This is a genomic window from Pseudoalteromonas sp. SWYJZ12 (assembly GCF_015864395.1).
GTDB classification, from domain to species: Bacteria; Pseudomonadota; Gammaproteobacteria; order Enterobacterales; family Alteromonadaceae; genus Pseudoalteromonas; species Pseudoalteromonas arctica.
The window spans coordinates 1-19,062 of the sequence record NZ_JADYXH010000034.1; the positions used below are offsets into that span (position 1 = coordinate 1).

Here is a 19,062-nt window from a genome sequence, read left to right on the forward strand (position 1 = left end):
TGGAAAGATACCAAGCGCACAGGGCGTGCATCTGTGAAAGTGTTATGGCAAGGATGGCTTAAGTTACAAGCCATCCTGGAAGGCTACGATTTAGCAAAATCTCTTGAGTCAGACTTGTGATCAAGAGACAGCTTTTAAAGCGCCTTTTTTTAGTTTAATTGGCTTATTAATAAACTAAAAAATGCTTCTTTGTTGTTGCATGTTTGGGCATTCAAAATAAGTTGCTCGCCTAGTGCTAATGTTTGTTTTTGCACTATAAGACGCGCCTTATCATCACCAATACTATCTATATCGGTTACATGTGCGAGCCCTATGGTGCGCCTAATTAACTCAGCACCACAGTAACCAATGGCGTCTTGTAGCACCCCTTTTATAAAGTATTCACCGTAGCCTGTAACTTTTAGCGAATTATCAGTAGTGTGCTCATTTATAAGCGAAAGCCAATGCTGTTCAAATAATGTATAGCATTCAACAAGGGTGCTTAATAAGTGGGTTTGGTAATTACGACGAGCCATAAAATCTTCAACATGCCCGTATTGTGCGCAGTAATTTAAAAGTAAATTGCCAATAAAAGAGCCAATATCGAACCCAGCAGGACCAAAAAAACCAAATTCAGGATCGATCATCTTTGTATTGTTACAATCAACAAAAATACTGCCGCTATGCATATCACCATGAAGTAATGTTTGCGGGTTAGATAAAAAATTAGCTTTTAGTTTTGCTATTTCTAATTTTAATACGCTGTTTTTGTGTATTGCATCAACTTCGCTTTGTAGTTGCTTTGGGTAGTTATTGCGTTCGTGCTCAATGTACGGATCGCTAAAAAATAAGTCTTCAGTGATTTGGCAAAGTTCAGGGTTAGTAAATTGGCTAACGAGCGCTTTTTTAGTTTGTGCGGTTAAATAAAAATCTGAATTATAAAAACCAGTATGGCTTAAGTAGGTAGCTACATGCTGCGCTAATTTAGGAAATTGCTCAGCATTATTTTGTGCAGTTCGCAGTATTTGTAAATTACCTAAATCTTCTAAAATAGTCAGTGCTTGCATTTCACTATAATGTAAAACCCTAGCAGTATAAGTTGGGCAAATAGCGCCATGATTAAGCAAAACTTGTGCTTCTATACGAGCTCTATCAAGCGTTAATGGCCACGACTCACCCACGCAACGCGCGTAAGGCAGAGCTTGCTTTAAAATAACACTATTGTTTTGCTCATCAGTAATTCTAAATACTAAATTAAGATTGCCATCACCAAACTCATATGCCGATAAGGCTTGTCCGGGAGAAAAAAAATTACATTGTTTAGATTCAATTAATGTCGATACATAATCGATAGCGCGCTGTGCATTAAAAGCAACATAGTTAGTCATGGTTTAAATCTCAAAAATCAGCTTTTAAGCATTCTATACCTTTAAATGTTTAGATGTCTACAAGTCCAACTTGAGAGTTATTCAAAGTGGTGTAAAATAACGTTACGCATTTTTAATACCTTAAGCATTATGCAAAATTTAATCGCAAGCAGTTTAAAATATGAAAACGGGTCGCTTAGTGTGCTCGACCAATATTTACTACCTCACCAGCAGGTATGGCATCAATGCCATGATGTAGGAACCATGAAAGAGCTGATCATTAGTTTAAAAGTACGTGGAGCTCCACTTATTGGTTTAAGCGCGAGCTTGTTAGTGGCGTATTTAGCTGAGCAAGGGGTAGTTAAAGGTGAGCTTGAAAAAGCAATCAATGAGCTAGAAGCCACTCGCCCAACGGCGGTTAATTTAATGCATTGTATGGCTGCATTGCGTAAAGCTTTAACGCAAAGCGATTATGTTGCCGGTATTGTTACCACAGCTGAGCGGTTGTTTATTGAAGATATTGAGCTGTGTGAGCGAATGGCAAGCCGTGGCGCCGAACTTATAAATAGTGGCGACAACATATTAACCCATTGTAATACAGGGGCGCTTGCAACCGCTGGTATTGGTACTGCACTAGGTGTTATCTATAAAGCGCAGCAAAAACATGGCAACGTACATGTGTTGGTTGATGAAACACGACCATTATTACAAGGCGGTCGCTTAACTGCCTTTGAGCTTGAGCGCTGGAAAATACCTTACACATTAATTTGCGATAATATGGCGGCAAGTTTAATGGCTGCAGGTAAAGTAGATAAAATAGTGGTAGGGGCTGATCGTATTGCTGCCAATGGTGATTTTGCTAATAAAGTGGGCACCTATAATTTAGCCGTACTAGCGCATTTTCATAACATTCCATTTTATGTGGTCGCGCCTATTACCACGCTTGATACCAACACCGCGTGTGGTGGTGATATAGAAATAGAGCAACGTAATCCTCAAGAAGTGCGCGGAGTGAGTGGTAGCTTTGGTGAGGCTTTATGGGCACCCACTAATGCTAATGTGTATAACCCTGCATTTGATATAACGCCGGCAAACCTGGTTACAGGGTGGGTGTTAGACACGGGTGTGTATAACCAGCAACAAGTATTAATGGGTAAACTTAAAGAGCTAACTCAATAATATGCGACTGAATTCTGAAAGAAACTCAGAGGTACTATTTAGGTAGTTGGGGTAGGCTTTTTCTATTGATTTCAAGTCGCTCCCTGCAACTAGAAGCACGTTATTGTGGGTTTGTTTTTCTTGTTCGGCGTAATGCGTTAGAGCTTCTTGCTTTTTATTTTCTGCATATAAAAAGACTCGACCCATTTGTGTTTCTGTGTTGTGAACGAGTAAAGCAAAGCCTGTATCTTTCGATTTATTTTTAATTTCGTCAACTTGAAATGCGCGATTAAATGCATCAAGCTTATGAAATGCGGCTAGCTTTTTATTTAGTGCCGAAAGCTCATCAACAAAGGTCTGCGATTGTTGTGAACTTAATTGATTTGAACCATCTTTGACTGCAAGAAACTCACCCATGATAAAAAATAATCGCTTCCAATCTGTGTCGGCTGCTTGGGGATTGGTTTTTAGTGTTTCTTTTTCAATAATATCTACAATTTCAACAGTAGTAGCCCAAAGGTGCTGAAGCCTAGTGCGTAACTGAACTTCAATTTGAAAGCCTTTATAATCGTGAGATTTTAAATTGTTATAACTTTTATAAACACGATGAATACCTCTATAGCCTGTCGCTTTTGGGTTTTCAATATAATCATATGATTTAACGCTATGAACTGCTCTACTCGAATCTAAACTTGCGTTGAGTTGATATAGATGCTCTAGATTATCTAAGATTACTCGGCAGCCACCTATGTCGTGCATTCGCTTCAGATTTATTGCGTTTTCACTTTTACCATCCAACGAGGCTCTTTGTAACTTATCTATAATAGTTGGCAAGCGCTTTAAGCGTCTAACTATAGTCGCCGATTCTAGCAAATGAAGCTTTTTTACATGTTTCCATACGAGGTTTTTAATAATAGTCAGCGGATATAAATGTGCTGCACGATAGTTTTGTACAACCTCTATTGCAAAGTCAAAATCACCTTCATTTTTACGAAAAATACGACCAGCCTTTTCAACTTGCTTACGTGAGTAGGCTAGTTGTTGTTTAGACTTTTGATATTGTTCGTTTACCATTAGAAAGTTACTCTTTATCAGCTGCATTGCTAAAATAATATTACAGAGTTAAGTGATTGAAGTCATCCTGCAAATAGCATAAATACGCTTATAGAAAATATAGTTTAGGCATGCGTGCACTGAGCTTTATTAATCGAGCAAGGGGAATTGCTCTGCAATAGACGAGTCAGTACTTTTTGCTACCCAGCCCTCTGTATTGTTGAATAAGCGAATGGCAGTAAACTCAGGGTCGCTTCCCATATCAAACCAATGCGGGGTAAGTTCAGGCACTGAGATTAAATCGCCTTGTTGGCAAAGTACCTGATAAACCTTATTGTCTAAATGTAGGCAAAATAGCCCTTGGCCTTTTACAAAAAAACGCACTTCGTCTTCACTATGAGTATGTTCAAATAAAAACTTTTTGCGCAGCTCTGATGCGCCAAGATTACCTTTAGCTAGAGATATAACGTCTACTGTTTGATAGCCATTTTCGGTTTTTAACCGATCTATATCGTTTTTGTACGCACTAATAATTTGCTCATGGGTGGTGTGCTCATTAATATCTGCATTTGCTTGCCACTGTTCAAAACGTACGTTTACTTTAGCTAGTTGCTTTGCAATATCATCAGCATTTGATGTGCTTACAAGTGCTTTGTTTGCATTGTTGTCGGCATATATTGTTAATTGGCTCATACTAATTGCTCCAATTTAAATTGGCTAAAGTCATTAATATAAGGGTGTGTTTTGGTGTTTGCTTGCCCATCACGAATTAAATGTAATGTTTTTAAGCCCGCAGCTTGCGCGGCATCAAGCTCGCCGGCTACATCACTTAAAAAGAGTATTTCTGCTGCTTTAAACGGTAACAGATCAACAATAGTATTATAGGCTATTTGCTCTTGTTTTGCGCCAACTTTGGTGTCAAAAAAGTCAGTAAATAAGCTGCGAATGTCGCCATAATCACTGTATTTAAAAAGTAGCTGCTGCGCTTTTACCGACCCTGACGAGTACACATACAAAGTAATATCGTTGTTGTGTTGAGTTTGTAAAAAATCAAATGCATCTGGGTATAAATGCCCTTTAAAATCACCGTGTTCATACCCTGTTTGCCAAATTGAGCCTTGTAACTGCTTAAGTGGAGTGATTTTTTTATCTTCATCAATCCAGGTAAGTAAGGTGGTAATGACTTCTTCTATATCGGCGTTTGGCTTTTCGATAAGCGCTTTTACGGCATTAATTTGCTCGGCTACATCTGGCTTATTAGCATTGGCACGTACAAAGGTCGGTAATTGTTTTGCCGCGTAAGGAAACAACACCTCTTTAACAAACGAGATGCGGGTTATTGTGCCTTCGATGTCGGTTAAAATAGCTTTAATCATTTAGTTACTCCCGCTTGAATACCTACTATTTTTAGGCGCTCTAGTTCGCAACTAAATAAAAACTCTAAGGCTTCTAGGTGGCGACGAACTTCATCAATATTGCGCCCTACAGCATATAAGCCATGACCACGTATAAGTACGCCATGCTCTATTGGTGTATGTAAATGATGGTCACTGACCAGCAGGCTTAATCGGCCAATATCTTGATCGTTATCGAAAATAGGAATGCTCAGCGTTTCTAAATGCGAAGTAAAGCCGCTCAGTGCTTTTTGCATTTCATAGCCTGTTAAATCAAGCTGATGCCTTTGGGTAATTTGCGACAGTACGGTGGCGGCTACAGAGTGAGTATGCAAAACACACTGTGCATCAGGTATAAGCTGATACAAACTTAGGTGTAATTGTGTTTCTGCCGATGGCTTTACAGCTCCTGCTAGGCGCTCGCCTTGGTGATCTAATTGCAAAAAATGCTCTTGCGTCAGTGAGCCTTTATCGTGCCCACTTGCTGTAACAACAAAGCCAGTGCTAGTACGAGCTGAAAAGTTTCCACCTGTTGCGGGTACCCAGCCTTTTTGGCTAACCCATTTTCCGGCTTCAATAAGTTGTGAAATAGCGGTATTGTTTTGCATACATTCCTCACTAATGAGCGTAAAGTTAATTGCTTTTAGACGGCTATACTTCTGTTTTAAGCAATGATAGCATCGCTTTAAGCGCAAAACCATCATTAAGGGCATCACGTGTTTGAAAGTAAATTACCAAATTTAGGCGTTAGTATATTTAGCCAAATGAGCGGGTTGGCTAATGAGTTTTCAGCAATTAATCTCTCTCAAGGCTTTCCTGAGTTTGATGCTCCTGATCTTTTAAAAACGCAGTTAAATTATTATGTGCAGCAGGGCGTTAATCAATATTCACCTTCAAGTGGTGTACCACGATTACAGCAACAAATTGCTGATTTAGCAAAGCGCAAATATGCAGTTGATATAAACGCGGCTGATCAAGTTACTGTTACCTCAGGTGCAACAGAGGCATTGTTTGTGGCTATTCAAACAATTGTGCGCCCCAGTGATGAAGTGATTGTATTTGACCCTGCATATGACTCTTACCAACCGGCAATTGAACTCGCTGGTGGAAAGTCGGTACACATTGCTTTAAGTGCGCCAAATTACACTATTGATTGGCAAGTAGTAAGCCAAGCAATTACTAAAAATACCCGTGCAATTATTATAAATACGCCTCATAACCCAAGCGGTAAAATATTACAGCCACACGATATAAAAGAGCTTAAAGAGTTAGTTGGTACTCACAATTTGTATGTAATAAGCGATGAGGTGTATGAGCACATTACGTTTGATCAGCAACCGCATTTAAGTGTATTGCGCGATGATGAATTATTTACCCAAAGCTTTGTTATATCGAGTTTTGGTAAAACGTTTCACAGCACGGGCTGGAAAATGGGTTACTGTATTGCACCTGCAGATTTAGCTGTCGAATTTAGAAAAATTCATCAGTACGTTACGTTTTCTAGTTTTACCCCCGCACAGCATGCGCTTGCCGATATGCTCGAGCAGCAAGGTGAGCATATAGATGATCTAAGTGGGTTTTATCAGCAAAAACGCGACTTATTAGCGAGCCATTTAAGTAACAGTCGTTTTAAAATTTTACCTAGCCAAGGCACTTACTTTTTATTATTAGATTACAGTGATGTATCGGATCTAAACGATGTTGAATTTTGCCATTGGTTAGTTGAGCAAGCCGGTGTTGCGGCTATTCCGTTAAGTGTTTTTTATCAAAATCCACCAACCGATAAAGTCATTCGTTTATGCTTTGCTAAAAACGACAACACTCTCATAGAGGCTGCGCAAATATTATGTCAACTTTAACCATTACAGCATTGCAAAGCTCGCTTTATTGGCTTGATAAAGATGCTAATTTAGCCATGTTTAATAAACAGCTTGAAGCAATTACGCATCAGCCCGATCTTATTTTACTGCCCGAAACATTCTCGACTGGCTTTGCTATTAATTTAGATTGTGCAGAGCCTGAAAACGGTAAAGTACTGACGTGGTTAAAGGCGCAGGCTCATAAACATAATGCGGTTATTGCAGGTTCGGTACTTGTTGCACAAGGCGATAAAAAAGCGAATCGGTTTTATTGGGTAAAGCCCGATGGTGAGGTGAGTTATTACGATAAACGCCATTTATTTCGCTTAGGCAGCGAGGGCGATTACGTTGTAGCAGGGCAAGCGCGCAAAGTTTTTGAAATCAATGGTTTTAAACTATTACCGCAAGTATGCTATGACCTGCGCTTTCCGGTATTTCAACGTAATAATAACGACTACGATGTAATGATAAACGTAGCAAACTGGCCTGCTGTGCGCCGCCATATTTGGGATACGTTACTTATGGCGCGTGCAATGGAAAACCTGTGTTACGTAGTAGGCGTTAATCGTGTGGGTGACGACGGTAATGGTGTGGAGCACAATGGCGGTACCGCAGTATACGACTTTAAAGGCGATGCATTAACTAAAGCGCAAGATAACACCGAGCAGCTAGTTACAATAACACTTGAAAAAGCACCACTGGATGAGTTTAAAGCAGCGTTTCCTGCCTATTTAGATGCAGACCCTTTTACATTAATATAGACACGTTAATTTAGCGCAGAGCCAATAAAGTGTTAAAATAGTCGCTGATATTTTTGTTGGCGGCTAATATACATTATGAACACTTTAATCACTCCTGTAATTTTAGCTGGTGGCATAGGCTCTCGCTTGTGGCCGCTTTCTCGCCAAGCGATGCCTAAACAATTTTTATCACTACTTAGTGAAAACACGTCATTACTGCAAAGTACATTGGCGCGTGTTACTAATAACTTATTTGATAATGCTATTTTAGTGTGTAACGAACAGCACCGATTTATTGCCGCCGAGCAGGCTGAAAGCTCAAATCCTAGTGCATTATTACTCGAACCCAAAGGTAAAAATACCGCGCCTGCCATCGCATTAGCCGCCCACTATGCACTGCAAAATGGGGTTACCGGTCCGTTATTAGTGATGCCTGCCGATCATCATATTGAAAACTTTGATGTATTAACGGCTAAGCTCCCTGAAGCTGTAAAGCTTGCCGAGCAAGGAAAGCTAGTTACATTTTCTATTACTCCTACAGAGCCTCATACTGGCTATGGCTATATAAAACAAGGCGCGGCTATTGCTGGAACGGGTTGTTACGATGTTGCACAATTTAAAGAAAAGCCTGACTTAGATACAGCGAATCGTTATTTAGCTCAAGGAGGTTATAGCTGGAATAGCGGCATGTTTTTATTTACCCCAGCAGCCTATTTAAAAGAGCTCGAGCGGTTTGCGCCAAAAATAGCAACAAGTGTCGCTGCAGCCGCACAATTTACTAAAGATTTAGGGTTTACCCGCCCAAGCAATAGTGCGCTTGAGCACTGCCCAAGCGATTCAATTGATTACGCTATTTTAGAGCGAAGCGATAGCGTAGTTGTTATGCCTGTTGATTTAAAATGGAGTGATGTAGGTAGTTTTTCATCCCTTGATGCACTTACAAAAAAAGATGAAAACGGTAATAGTTCAAATGCTAATTATATGGCTCAAAAAAGCGCTAATAATTTGGTTATTAACGAGGCTGAACACACTATTGCCACGCTTGGAGTAAGTGACTTAGCAATTATTCATACTCACGATGCCACACTAATCGCAAATCAAAATGAGCTAGATTCCCTGCCTTTGTTACTTAAGCAAATTGCTACAACACAGGCTGATAAACTTAACCATCATCAAGTGGTTTTTCGTCCATGGGGAAATTACCGCACTTTGGTTGAAGGCACTGGCTTTAAAGTTAAAAAAATTACTGTTACCAGCGGTGCTAAGCTTTCGACGCAGCGCCATCAGCATCGCGCTGAGCATTGGGTGGTGGTTTCGGGTATTGCAAATGTATGTATTGATGAGCAAGCGTATACGCTAACGCACGATCAATCGTGTTATATCGCCGCAAAACAAATTCATAGCTTGGCTAATAATCAAAAAGAGCCGTTAATTGTCATTGAAGTGCAAACCGGTACTGTACTTGATGAAAGTGATATAGAGCGATTTGATGATAAATATGGAAGGGGTTAAAAAATCAAATCCATGCCAAAAAGGACGTTCCAATACTAATGAGTAAAGTCATTTATAAAATCACGCCAGATGTTAATCATTACAGAGTCATTTTTTCTGATGATGAAACTTTATGTGAATCTGAGTTATGGAAACCTGATACTTCTACAAAAGAGTCTACACTGATAAATTTTAGTGCCCATTATAATAATGAAAAAGAGACACCCCTAGGTGATTTCACTGCAATTAATTTACAAGGCCTTGCTATAAGGGATCATGTTGCAAATGAGTTAGCTGAACTTTTCGAAGATTCTGGAGAGTTACTGCCTTTCCATGTCGGTGATGATAATTGGTACTTTTACAACATCACTCGAAAAATAGAGGATATATTAAATGTTGAGATGAGTACTTTTATGCTACCAAGTTTAAATATTGGATTACAAAAAGCGGTATTCAAAAAAGAAAAATTACCTAAGCATAGCTGTATATTTAAAATGCCAGAAGATCGATTTGAAGGTACATATGTTTTTGACTCTCGTATAAATGATAAATATGTTTCTTTAAACCTCTTTTGTGCCTTGCGAGCACATGGTTTCACAGGTCTTAACTTTGAAGAGGTAGCGAGATTTGATTAACTTAAAGTAAAATTTAAAAAACCTTAACGCTTTTTTAATTTCACTCTAACTGCCCACGCACAAACTTTAAATATTGCTCTAAGCTTCGTTGCCACAGATCTAACGCTTCATCAAGCATATCGTTGTGTGGCTTTTTATCGAGTAAACGACGTTCTATTTTTTTCAGCTCAATACCATAGCGATTAAAACCAAGTTGCAGAGCGGTACTTGCTTGGCGATGTAAAAGCTTAATGCATTGCTCTGGTTGCTGATCAATAAGCTTTTGACAGCGAATTAGCTTGTTACGCGCCGAAAGCACAAACTCATTATAAATCGACGATACTTCATCTTCACTAAACGAGCTGGTGAGTGTTTCGGCCGCTGTTTTGTCATACAACGTATCAATAAGCTCTACTGCAATACTCGCAGTTTGATTAGATTGAGAGTCGCTAAGTGCTTGGCGAAGCTTTTCGTGCTTAATAGGCTTGCCTACAATGTCTTTTATTCCTAATTCTAAATACTCTTTTACTTCGTCAGGGCTAAGGCTTGCAGTAAATGCGAGTACTGGAGTTCGTTGATTTTTATGATCAATGCGTTTTAGACGTTTAAGTACTTCTTGGCCTGTTAAATCAGGTAGGTTCATATCAAGCAAAACAACATCGAAGTGGTGAGCTTGCATGAGCTCTATGGCGCTTTTCCCATCTTTAGCGAGCTTAATTTTGTGCTCATCGTCGGCCATAAATTCTATAGCAATTTTTTGATTTAAATCTAAATCTTCAACCAGTAGTACATCAAGACCTGTTAAGTAATCTTTAGTTTGATGGCGCTGCTCTACAAGGCTTAACTCACCTAAAGTAAAAGTAACGGTAAAGCTAAATACACTGCCTTTACCAAGCTGGCTGGCTATTTCGAGTCGACTACTGAGCTTCTCAAGTAAGCGGCTAGTAATGGCTAAACCAAGGCCTGTACCGCCTTTTTCTTTACCTGCGCTACTTTGTACATAAGGTTCTGTTAAGTAGGCTATCTCATCATTTTCTATACCTGGTCCTGAATCTTTGACACTAATTTTTATGGTGTGCTCAAGTTGCTTTTCTAATACTAAATCAACCTGAATTTTAACGGTCCCGTGGTCTGTAAACTTAATAGCATTACCCACTAAATTAATAATTATTTGCCTAAGTTTTTGCTGGTCACAGTAATAACATGCTTGTTCAGGAATATTACATATTAGTTCAAACTTGAGTTGCTTTTGCTCGGCGAGAGGACTCAGTAATAAGCATAAATTATTAAGCCATGTTTTAAACTCTACATCTTCTTCATAAAGCGCTTCGTCACTTTGATCTAGGCTCGCGTAATCAAGGACCTTATCTACCAATAAGTTAAGTGATTCGGCAGAATTTATAATCGCCTCGCAATAGGCTTTATTGCGGGTATCACTTGTTTGGTTCATAACAAGTTGGGCGCTGCCTAAAATACCGTTTAGCGGGGTGCGAATTTCGTGGCTTATAGTTGATAAAAAGAGCCCGCGTATTTCTAAATCTTTTTGTGCTTTATCGGCTAATTTATTGAGGTGCTGCTCTCTGCGCTCATTACATAATAACGCCATACCTGCAGCATAAAACATGGGTGCAATTACGCCATTTAAAAATAATAATGAGCTAAACCAGCCGTTTACTAAAAGGTTTTTTTGTTCAATGTTATCCATAAATAACGAGCGGCCAATAAAGCTTAAAGCAACAAGCGTTAAAATGATTATGTATACAATACTGCCATTAGGATAGGGTTTGCGTGCACACTTAATAAATATAAACAGTAAAAAACCAGCTTCTGCTATGTGTTGTATATCGGATGCAATCACTCTTTCGTGTAAAGATGGGTCAAAAAAGGTGTAATAGCCAAGCATTACAGTGCAAAAAGCGGTCACTGAGCAGAGTAATTTAAAACCAATACCGCGATAATTTAAAAACTGACTAAGTGAAAGGCTGTGCACTATTGATGCGGCAAACATCATGTTACTGGCAGCGCTGATAATTACTAAATTATGTGTATCACCAACAAGAGTAAAGCCAATAACAGAGCCTAATAGCAATATGGGATAGAAAATGTATAGCAGCGTGCCCGATATTTGTTTATTTGTTCGCCATGTCAAAAAGTTAAGTAAGGTCATTACGATCATGATGGCGATGCTGGCAAAATAAAGAGTGAAGGAGTCGAGCATTAATATTCCAGCAAAGTAGTTATTAAACTAAAGTTATCAAAAGTATACACTTATACCAATCCTCAAAACAGATTACTTAGGCAAGCAAATTGGTATTAAATAAGTGTGTAACACATACAAAAACAGACACCTAAGTGTCTGTTTTTAATTTTAAACTGAATATATGATTAACGAATTTCATCAGGGATATTTTGTTGTGCCCAAGATAGGAGCTCAATACGGTTACGACATTTAGTTTTTCTAAATGCGCTGTATAAATGTGTTTTAACAGTATGTGGGCTAATGCTAAGTTCTTCAGCGATTTCTTTATTTTTAGAGCCATTACTCATTAATGAGATAATTGCTTTTTCCCGCTTAGTAAGTTTAACCGGCTCAATATCGCCTTCGGTTAGTTTATGCAGCGCGTCTTTGTTAAACTGCAACATACGATTTAATGCATTACACATAATATCGCGACGATACCAAAGTTGATCTTCCATTAGTAGGCGTATACCTTTCATTAATACATCCGCGTTATCGGTTGTATAAAATACGCCGCGAATACCGCTCAAAAGCGCGCGATTAGCAAGCTCTGGGTTTTCGTCTAGGTTGAATAATATGATATCGCATTTAATACGCAGGTTTACTAGTTGTTCTTTTAGTTTACCCCATGCATCTTTACTTGATGTTTCAATAAACAAAAGTCGAGTCCCTTCAGGTATATCTAAAATGTTCGTACCTGTGGTTACGTCAAGGCCTTGCGTTTTTAACAAAGGTTCTAAAACGTTTATGCCAATAGTGTTAATTGGCTCTTGATCTAATAACAAAAAGGCTGAACTGCTCATGTTTTTTATACTCTTTTATAAAGCTGGCTGGTTGAGTTTATCACGACTTCCACACCTTTAGTATTAGAAAGTCGATAGTGTACTCAATAACAAATACGATTTTACAATTATTTAAACATAAAATGTTGCAAATAAGTAACTATTTCTCACTTTATGCTCATGAAAAACCATAATATTTGTAACTAATTACTTGAGCAGAATAAAGTAACAAAAAAATCTTAATTAATTTACTTTTTTTATGCTTTGATAAGGTGGCCATCCCATTTCTTTACCGCCAAGCATATGTAAATGTATGTGATAAACAGTTTGCCCTCCATGCTCGTTACAGTTCATAACTACGCGGTATCCGTCCTCAGCAAAATTATGTTGCTTAGCTAATTTAGCTGCAACTACGTATAAGTTGCCTACTAAATGTGAGTTTTCAGGATTTATATCATTTATAGTAGCAATTGCTTTTTTTGGGATAATTAACACATGAAATGGCGCTTGTGGGTTTATATCTTTAAATGCGAGAGTGTTTTCATCTTCGTAAATAATATCTGCTGGAATTTCACGATTAATGATTTTGGTAAAAATAGTTTCTTGGCTCATAGTGTGTTCCTAATTAAGTGTTGTGAATTTTAAGCTCACTAATGACAAACTTTCAAAGCAGTGTCAAACTGAAATCAAATAAAGGAGTTAATATGCTTAAACCAATTTTAATAAGTAGTGCAGTTGCATTACTACTTAGTTTTTCGGCTAATGCTGAGAATATTCACTTTCCAGAAGAATTTGTACCACTGCAAGTGGGCGATAAAATGCTAGAAAGCTCTTTGTTTAGTCGTATTGATGATGTAGAGCTTGCCCCCGGAACTTATCAGCTTAGGCTAAAGTACACCGATTTATATGAAGATGATTACGACACGCATGAAGTTGTGGAGTCGGAACCATTTTGGGTAAGTGTAACTGTTGAAGCAGGTAAAGATTATACCTTAGTGTTTAATCGTGCTGAAAATGCAGTATCTGCAAAAGTGTTTGCAGAAGCCCCTCAAGTGAGTTTAAAAGCAAAAAGTAGCGCTGTTGCTAAGCCTTTAAGTGTTATTTCTAACACGCAACTAGCAAGCAATAAACCGGTAATGCAAAATACATTGCCTGCAGGACCTTCACGTCCTAGTCAGCCAATAAAGCCGATAGCACCAATTACAGGTAAAGGCATGCCAAGTGCGCCGCAAATGCTTGATTTTTGGTGGCAACAAGCCACAACTACAGAGCGTAAAGCTTTTTTAGAAAAAGTAACAAAGTAAAATAACAGAAAAACAAAAAGGGCCAAATTTGGCCCTTTTTAGTTTCTAGTTAACGCTATTTATTCAAATAATGCGTCAATAGTACCTTGCGCAAGAGGGTGATACCCAGGGCGTGCTTTTAAGTACACGCTTTGTGCCCAGTCTTTTTTACCGTTAGTGATAAGTGATTTATATAACGGCACAATTAACTTACGACGGCCAATACCTGATAAGTGCTTATTAAGCGCAGGATAAATTGGTTGATAACCATTACCTACTGCTAGCATAAACCAAGCAAACGCACGTTCAGCGTTAGTTGATTGCGTTAGGTTAAATTCACTATCAAGCTCGCTCATTTTCTCTATGCTTAAATCGCGTGGTAAGTTATTTAAAAAGTGTAGCCACTCATGCACAGACCAATCAGCCGTTGGTAGTTGAGCTGCTGTTGTGTCGCCTTTCAACCATGCTGCTGTTGCAGTATCTACTTTATCAAATGCATCAGACGTAGGGTTTGGCGCATCACTTGGTAAGCCAGGCTCAAAAATCCATTCGTTTACTTTATCCATACTTACAACACCAGGGTACTTCTCAATTAAGTTAGCTTTTAAGTAAGTAACAAATTGCGCGGTAGTAAGTGATTTAAACGAAAATTCTTTAAAGTATGCTTTTACAAACGGGTCAAACTTATCGCGGCCATATTTGTTTTCTAGATAGATTAAAAATAACTGACCTTTAGTGTAAGGCACTGAGCTAAACGCATCGTCTGGGTCGCGGCCATTAAGTTTTAAATTAAGGCGTGTATCTGGTGCATCAATTGTTTTAATTTGTGCGCGTAAAGACGCTGAATCAAGTGCTTGTTCCATAACCGCACGGTCACGACCAAATACTTCTTCCATAATGCGGTTTTCAACGTACGAGGTAAAACCTTCGTTTAACCATAAATCTTCCCACGTTGCGTTAGTTACTAAGTTACCTGACCAAGAATGAGCAAGCTCATGGGCAATAAGGTTAACTAAGCTTTTATCACCAGCAACAACCGTTGGAGTTATAAACGATAAGCGTGGATTTTCCATGCCACCAAACGGAAAACTTGGCGGTAGCATTAATAAGTCGTAGCGACCCCATGCATATTTGCCGTACATAGCGTTTGTTTTGTCGATCATGGCTTGGGTGTCGTCAAATTCAGCAACTGAGGCATCTAAAATTGTAGGCTCAGCAAATATGCCCGTTTGGTGCGACATTGCTTTAAATTCTAAGTTACCTGCACCAATAGCAATTAGGTAAGGTGAAATTGCTTGTGGCATATCAAAAATGTAGTCGCCATCTTTATAAAGCGCATCTTTGTTGTCGGCACTCATTACAGCACGTATATCTTTTGGTGTATGAATTCGTGCAGAGTAAGTTACACGCATTGCGGGTGTATCTTGCACTGGGATCCAACTACGTGCATGAATTGCTTGCGATTGGCTGTACATAAATGGATGCGTTTTACTTGCCGTTTGCTCTGGTGTTAACCATTGCAGGCCAGATGCTTCTGGACGACTGTTGTAGTAAATACGAACTACTTCAGCTTGGTTTTTAAACTTAATAGTAAGCTTTGAACCTTTAACGTCATCTCGCTTAGCTAAATCAAAAGTCGCCTTTTTCCAGTTACCACTTTGGTCTTTGTACATTACTTTATCAATGTCCAAGTCGCGGGTATCAAGTACCAGAGTTCTACTTTTGCTGTTGTTCCACTGAAGAGTATGCTCCACAAAACCTTCTAACTGCTTGTCGGCAAAGTCGACATCTAAATCAAGGTTTAAGTGAGTAGTAACAACATCATCAAGGTTAGCATACGAGTTTTGGTCAATCGCATTAGCCATTGCTTGCGAACACATACCCGCCATAGCGAGGCTTAAAAAAAGAGGTTTAATTTTCATCATTACTCTGAACACAAATAAAAAAGTGCTGGTTTTATATCACGATTGACACGGTGGGTTGAGTGATTTTTACAATCTAGTGCCACATTTGCGACGATGAGGTAAACTATTGCGATTAGTTACCGGTATTTTTAGAGAGCTTTGTGGCGCATTCATTACACTCCTTACATACATTCGCATTAAACAGCCAATGCCAAAATTTTGTTGAAATTACTCAGCTTGAGCAACTTAAAACGCAAAGTTTTAGTGCACCGTTTTGTTTGCTAGGCGAGGGCAGTAATACCGTATTTTTAAATGACTACATGGGTACGGTTATAAAAATAGCCTTAAAAGGTATTAAAATTACCGAGCGTGAGAGCGACACACTAATAAGTATTGCTGCAGGCGAAAACTGGCATCAACTAGTCAGTTATTTATTAGAGAAAAATATACCCGGGCTTGAAAATCTAGCACTTATACCGGGCACTGTTGGCGCATCGCCGGTACAAAATATTGGCGCTTATGGCGTTGAGATAGCTAAATTTATTGAGTTGGTAGAGTACTTTGATATAACCACTAAAACTATGCACTCACTAAATAATACACAATGTGAATTTGCTTACAGAGACTCAATATTTAAAAATGCTCTCAAAAATAAAGCGGTGATCACGCAAGTGCATTTAGCGCTCCCAAAAAAATGGCAACCAGTATTAAGTTATGGCCCCCTGCAGCAGCTCTCAAGCATTACCCCGCAAGCAGTATTCGATCAGGTTATAAAAACGCGCAATAGCAAATTACCTAACCCACATTCACTTGCCAATGCAGGTAGCTTTTTTAAAAACCCTATAATAACCAACCAGCAGTTAGCTGAGCTATTAAAGGAATTTGCAGATTTACCTCATTACGAATATGGACAAAGCCATCACAAGGTCGCAGCAGGTTGGCTAATCGATAAAAGTGGTTTAAAAGGGCACCGCGTGGCAGGTATCGAAGTGCATCAACAACAAGCACTAGTACTTGTTAATCACGGAAATAGTGAAGGTGGTGACCTAATAAAAATGATTAAACACATTCAGCAAGTGGTTTATACGCGTTACAGCATTATGCTAGAACACGAAGTACGTTTAATAGATGCGCGCAGCGAATGCCATATTAACGCGGAGCCTGAGCAATGAAAGCACCTGATGGAAACAAACTCGCTATTTTAAATGCACTCAACCAAGGGGGCTTTGTATCTGGCCAAGCCTTGGGTGAAAAGCTAGGAATTAGCCGAGCTGCGGTGAGTAAACATATTAAAACGTTACAAGAAATGGGCTTGGATATTTTTAAAGTGACTGGCAAAGGCTATTGTTTGAATAGTCAGGTGGGCCTTTTAAATAAAACACAAATTGATCAGCACTACAAAGCGCTAGGTGCAAATACTGCCGATGTAGAAGTACACCCTATTATTGATTCGACCAACAGCGAGCTTATGCGCCGTATACAGGCCAAAACAGCGCTTGAGTCAGGCACTGTTATTGTTGCTGAAATGCAGCAAGCAGGGCGCGGCCGACGCGGCCGTGTTTGGCAATCCCCATTTGGCGCTAATTTGTATTACAGTTATTTTTGGCGTTTAGATGACGGGCTTCAAGCTGCAATGGGTGTATCAATTGCGGTAGGCCTTGCTGTTTATGATGCAATTAAAGCGTTATACCAAATTGATGTAGAGCTTAAATGGCCTAACGATATTTATATAAATAAACAAAAACTTGCAGGTGTGTTGGTTGAATTAGATGGGCAACCGCAAGGACCTTGTCAGTTAGTGATTGGTATAGGTATTAATTTACAAATGCCTGAGAGTTTTAGCCAACATATAGACCAAGCGTGGACCGACTTAAATCAACATACTCAAAAGCTTGATAAAAACCAGCTGGTGGCGTCACTTACTTATCATTTAGAGCAGCGTTTAGTGCAGTATCGTCAAACTGGCTTACAAGATATGTATGAGCAATGGAATTCGCTTAATGCGTTTGCTGGCGATTATGTTGAGCTAAATACAGGGCACCGAAGCTGGCGTGGAATATGCGAAGGTATTGACGCACAAGGTGGAATACGAATTCGCCAAGATGGTGAAGTAAAAAGTTATTACGGTGGGGAAGTCTCCCTCAGAAAGGCGCAAGTATGAGATTACTGATCGACGTAGGAAATACATCACTAAAAGCTGTGCTGTGGCATAACGAGCAAGCACAATCGGCAGATATAAATAACCTGCCTTGGTTACAAATAACCGAAGTGATTTATGCATGTGTAGGGCGCAGTGATTTACTAAACGATATTCTCGCGCAAGCGGCTAGCAATAATATTATTTGTTTTGAAGCCAAGGTAACCAAAACGCTTGGAGATCTTGTATGCGCTTACGAGCATGTAGCTAACTTAGGCATAGATAGGTGGTTGGCGCTTATTGCAGGCTTTACGTTATATCCAAATAAAGCATGTATTGTTGTTGATGCGGGTACTGCGACAACAATTGATGTGCTTGATAGTGAAGGCCTACATTTGGGTGGCTGGATTTTACCCGGGCTTGATTTAATGACCTCATCGCTTACACAAAACACCCAACGTGTTTTTGATGACGGTAAAACACCGTTTACTAATGAACTGGGTAAAAACACGCCAAATGGTTTAAAAAACGGTGCCTTAGTGGCAACCATCGGGGCAATTGAGCAAGCTAAGCTGAATTTAACGGCTCAAAAAACAGAACAAGCAACACAAATTATTTTTGCTGGTGGCTATGGCTCACTATTGCAGCAGCAATTTACAGGAAGTATTTTTGATTCATTGCTCGTAATGAAGGGCTTAAATTATTGGTACGAATTAACCGAAACAGTATAAAAAAGTGCAAAAAACGTGTTTTCGCGTGAATATTGAGCATTTAAACTAAAAATTTACACTTTTTTTAATTTTATTGTTGCATCCCAATAAACCTTACTCTAATATCTCGCCCCGTACTAAAGCAGTGCCGACTTAGCTCAGCTGGTAGAGCAACTGACTTGTAATCAGTAGGTCAACCGTTCGACTCGGTTAGTCGGCACCACTTTCCTTTTACCGGAAGTGAATTAGTAGAGAATTATCGTGGAGGGGTTCCCGAGCGGCCAAAGGGATCAGACTGTAAATCTGACGGCTCAGCCTTCGCTGGTTCGAATCCAGCTCCCTCCACCACTTT

General features: G+C 39.3%; 18 protein-coding genes and 2 tRNA genes. 11 read left to right on the plus strand and 9 right to left on the minus strand.

Features of this window, described 5'->3' with window-relative positions:
* Window positions 1-149: 149 nt before the first annotated feature.
* The gene (gene mtnK / locus I6F42_RS19585; protein ID WP_010555468.1) at window positions 150-1,367 is read right to left on the minus strand and encodes an S-methyl-5-thioribose kinase; all 1,218 of its coding nucleotides are present in this window, start codon (window positions 1,365-1,367) and stop codon (window positions 150-152) included.
* 129 nt (window positions 1,368-1,496) lie between these two features.
* Between mtnK and mtnA the strand changes: the two genes are divergently transcribed.
* Window positions 1,497-2,525, plus strand: a complete 1,029-nt coding sequence (mtnA, locus tag I6F42_RS19590) for an S-methyl-5-thioribose-1-phosphate isomerase (protein WP_197153149.1) — start codon at window positions 1,497-1,499, stop codon at window positions 2,523-2,525.
* Here the strand turns inward: mtnA and I6F42_RS19595 are convergent.
* The 4 genes from I6F42_RS19595 to I6F42_RS19610 all read right to left on the minus strand — a co-directional run bounded on the left by I6F42_RS19595 (window position 2,514) and on the right by I6F42_RS19610 (window position 5,559).
* The gene (locus I6F42_RS19595) at window positions 2,514-3,578 is read right to left on the minus strand and encodes a RelA/SpoT domain-containing protein (RefSeq protein WP_101217511.1); all 1,065 of its coding nucleotides are present in this window, start codon (window positions 3,576-3,578) and stop codon (window positions 2,514-2,516) included. The genes mtnA and I6F42_RS19595 overlap by 12 nt on opposite strands.
* Window positions 3,579-3,707: 129 nt before the next feature.
* Complete coding sequence (locus I6F42_RS19600; protein ID WP_197153150.1) at window positions 3,708-4,250, minus strand: acireductone dioxygenase; 543 nt, start codon at window positions 4,248-4,250, stop codon at window positions 3,708-3,710.
* Window positions 4,247-4,933: an acireductone synthase gene (gene mtnC, locus I6F42_RS19605; protein ID WP_197153151.1), complete on the minus strand. Its 687-nt coding sequence runs from the start codon at window positions 4,931-4,933 to the stop codon at window positions 4,247-4,249. The genes I6F42_RS19600 and mtnC overlap by 4 nt, the downstream gene beginning before the upstream one ends.
* Window positions 4,930-5,559, minus strand: a complete 630-nt coding sequence (locus tag I6F42_RS19610) for a methylthioribulose 1-phosphate dehydratase (RefSeq protein ID WP_197153152.1) — start codon at window positions 5,557-5,559, stop codon at window positions 4,930-4,932. The genes mtnC and I6F42_RS19610 overlap by 4 nt, the downstream gene beginning before the upstream one ends.
* Window positions 5,560-5,667: 108 nt before the next feature.
* On the opposite strand from I6F42_RS19610, the gene I6F42_RS19615 reads away from it, so the two are divergent.
* From I6F42_RS19615 to I6F42_RS19630, 4 genes are all read left to right on the plus strand, one after another.
* Window positions 5,668-6,810, plus strand: coding sequence for a methionine aminotransferase (locus I6F42_RS19615; RefSeq protein WP_197153153.1), 1,143 nt, complete (start codon window positions 5,668-5,670; stop codon window positions 6,808-6,810).
* Window positions 6,798-7,571 carry an amidohydrolase gene (locus I6F42_RS19620; protein ID WP_197153154.1) on the plus strand — a complete coding sequence of 258 codons (774 nt, stop codon included), beginning with the start codon at window positions 6,798-6,800 and terminating at the stop codon, window positions 7,569-7,571. Before I6F42_RS19615 ends, I6F42_RS19620 begins: the two co-directional genes overlap by 13 nt.
* A 75-nt stretch (window positions 7,572-7,646) precedes the next feature.
* Window positions 7,647-9,062 (plus strand): mannose-1-phosphate guanylyltransferase/mannose-6-phosphate isomerase, encoded by a 1,416-nt coding sequence (locus I6F42_RS19625; protein WP_197153155.1) that lies wholly within the window; start codon window positions 7,647-7,649, stop codon window positions 9,060-9,062.
* 38 nt (window positions 9,063-9,100) lie between these two features.
* The gene (locus tag I6F42_RS19630; protein WP_197153156.1) at window positions 9,101-9,676 is read left to right on the plus strand and encodes a hypothetical protein; all 576 of its coding nucleotides are present in this window, start codon (window positions 9,101-9,103) and stop codon (window positions 9,674-9,676) included.
* Window positions 9,677-9,716: 40 nt separating this feature from the next.
* Here the strand turns inward: I6F42_RS19630 and I6F42_RS19635 are convergent, their stop codons facing one another.
* The 3 genes from I6F42_RS19635 to I6F42_RS19645 all read right to left on the minus strand — a co-directional run bounded on the left by I6F42_RS19635 (window position 9,717) and on the right by I6F42_RS19645 (window position 13,288).
* Complete coding sequence (locus I6F42_RS19635) at window positions 9,717-11,873, minus strand: ATP-binding protein (protein ID WP_197153157.1); 2,157 nt, start codon at window positions 11,871-11,873, stop codon at window positions 9,717-9,719.
* Window positions 11,874-12,040: 167 nt separating this feature from the next.
* Window positions 12,041-12,697, minus strand: a complete 657-nt coding sequence (locus tag I6F42_RS19640; RefSeq protein WP_010555458.1) for a response regulator transcription factor — start codon at window positions 12,695-12,697, stop codon at window positions 12,041-12,043.
* Window positions 12,698-12,919: 222 nt separating this feature from the next.
* Window positions 12,920-13,288, minus strand: coding sequence for a histidine triad nucleotide-binding protein (locus I6F42_RS19645; protein ID WP_010555457.1), 369 nt, complete (start codon window positions 13,286-13,288; stop codon window positions 12,920-12,922).
* A 92-nt stretch (window positions 13,289-13,380) separates the two neighbouring features.
* Between I6F42_RS19645 and I6F42_RS19650 the strand changes: the two genes are divergently transcribed.
* On the plus strand, window positions 13,381-13,980 hold the full coding sequence (locus I6F42_RS19650) for a DUF2057 domain-containing protein (RefSeq protein WP_165726882.1): 600 nt from the start codon (window positions 13,381-13,383) through the stop codon (window positions 13,978-13,980).
* Window positions 13,981-14,039: 59 nt separating this feature from the next.
* On the opposite strand, the gene I6F42_RS19655 is transcribed toward I6F42_RS19650, so the two are convergent.
* The gene (locus tag I6F42_RS19655; RefSeq protein ID WP_197153164.1) at window positions 14,040-15,881 is read right to left on the minus strand and encodes a M1 family metallopeptidase; all 1,842 of its coding nucleotides are present in this window, start codon (window positions 15,879-15,881) and stop codon (window positions 14,040-14,042) included.
* Between the two features lie 143 nt (window positions 15,882-16,024).
* Here I6F42_RS19655 and murB point away from each other — a divergent pair, with 143 nt between their 5' ends.
* From murB to I6F42_RS19680, 5 genes are all read left to right on the plus strand, one after another.
* On the plus strand, window positions 16,025-17,035 hold the full coding sequence (murB, locus tag I6F42_RS19660; protein ID WP_197153159.1) for a UDP-N-acetylmuramate dehydrogenase: 1,011 nt from the start codon (window positions 16,025-16,027) through the stop codon (window positions 17,033-17,035).
* Entirely contained in the window at window positions 17,032-18,024 is a 993-nt protein-coding gene (birA, locus tag I6F42_RS19665; protein WP_197153162.1) for a bifunctional biotin--[acetyl-CoA-carboxylase] ligase/biotin operon repressor BirA, read from the plus strand. Before murB ends, birA begins: the two co-directional genes overlap by 4 nt.
* Complete coding sequence (locus tag I6F42_RS19670) at window positions 18,021-18,731, plus strand: type III pantothenate kinase (RefSeq protein WP_197153163.1); 711 nt, start codon at window positions 18,021-18,023, stop codon at window positions 18,729-18,731. Before birA ends, I6F42_RS19670 begins: the two co-directional genes overlap by 4 nt.
* A 126-nt stretch (window positions 18,732-18,857) precedes the next feature.
* A tRNA-Thr gene (locus I6F42_RS19675) sits at window positions 18,858-18,933 on the plus strand.
* Window positions 18,934-18,973: 40 nt separating this feature from the next.
* A tRNA-Tyr gene (locus I6F42_RS19680) sits at window positions 18,974-19,058 on the plus strand.
* Window positions 19,059-19,062: the final 4 nt, after the last annotated feature.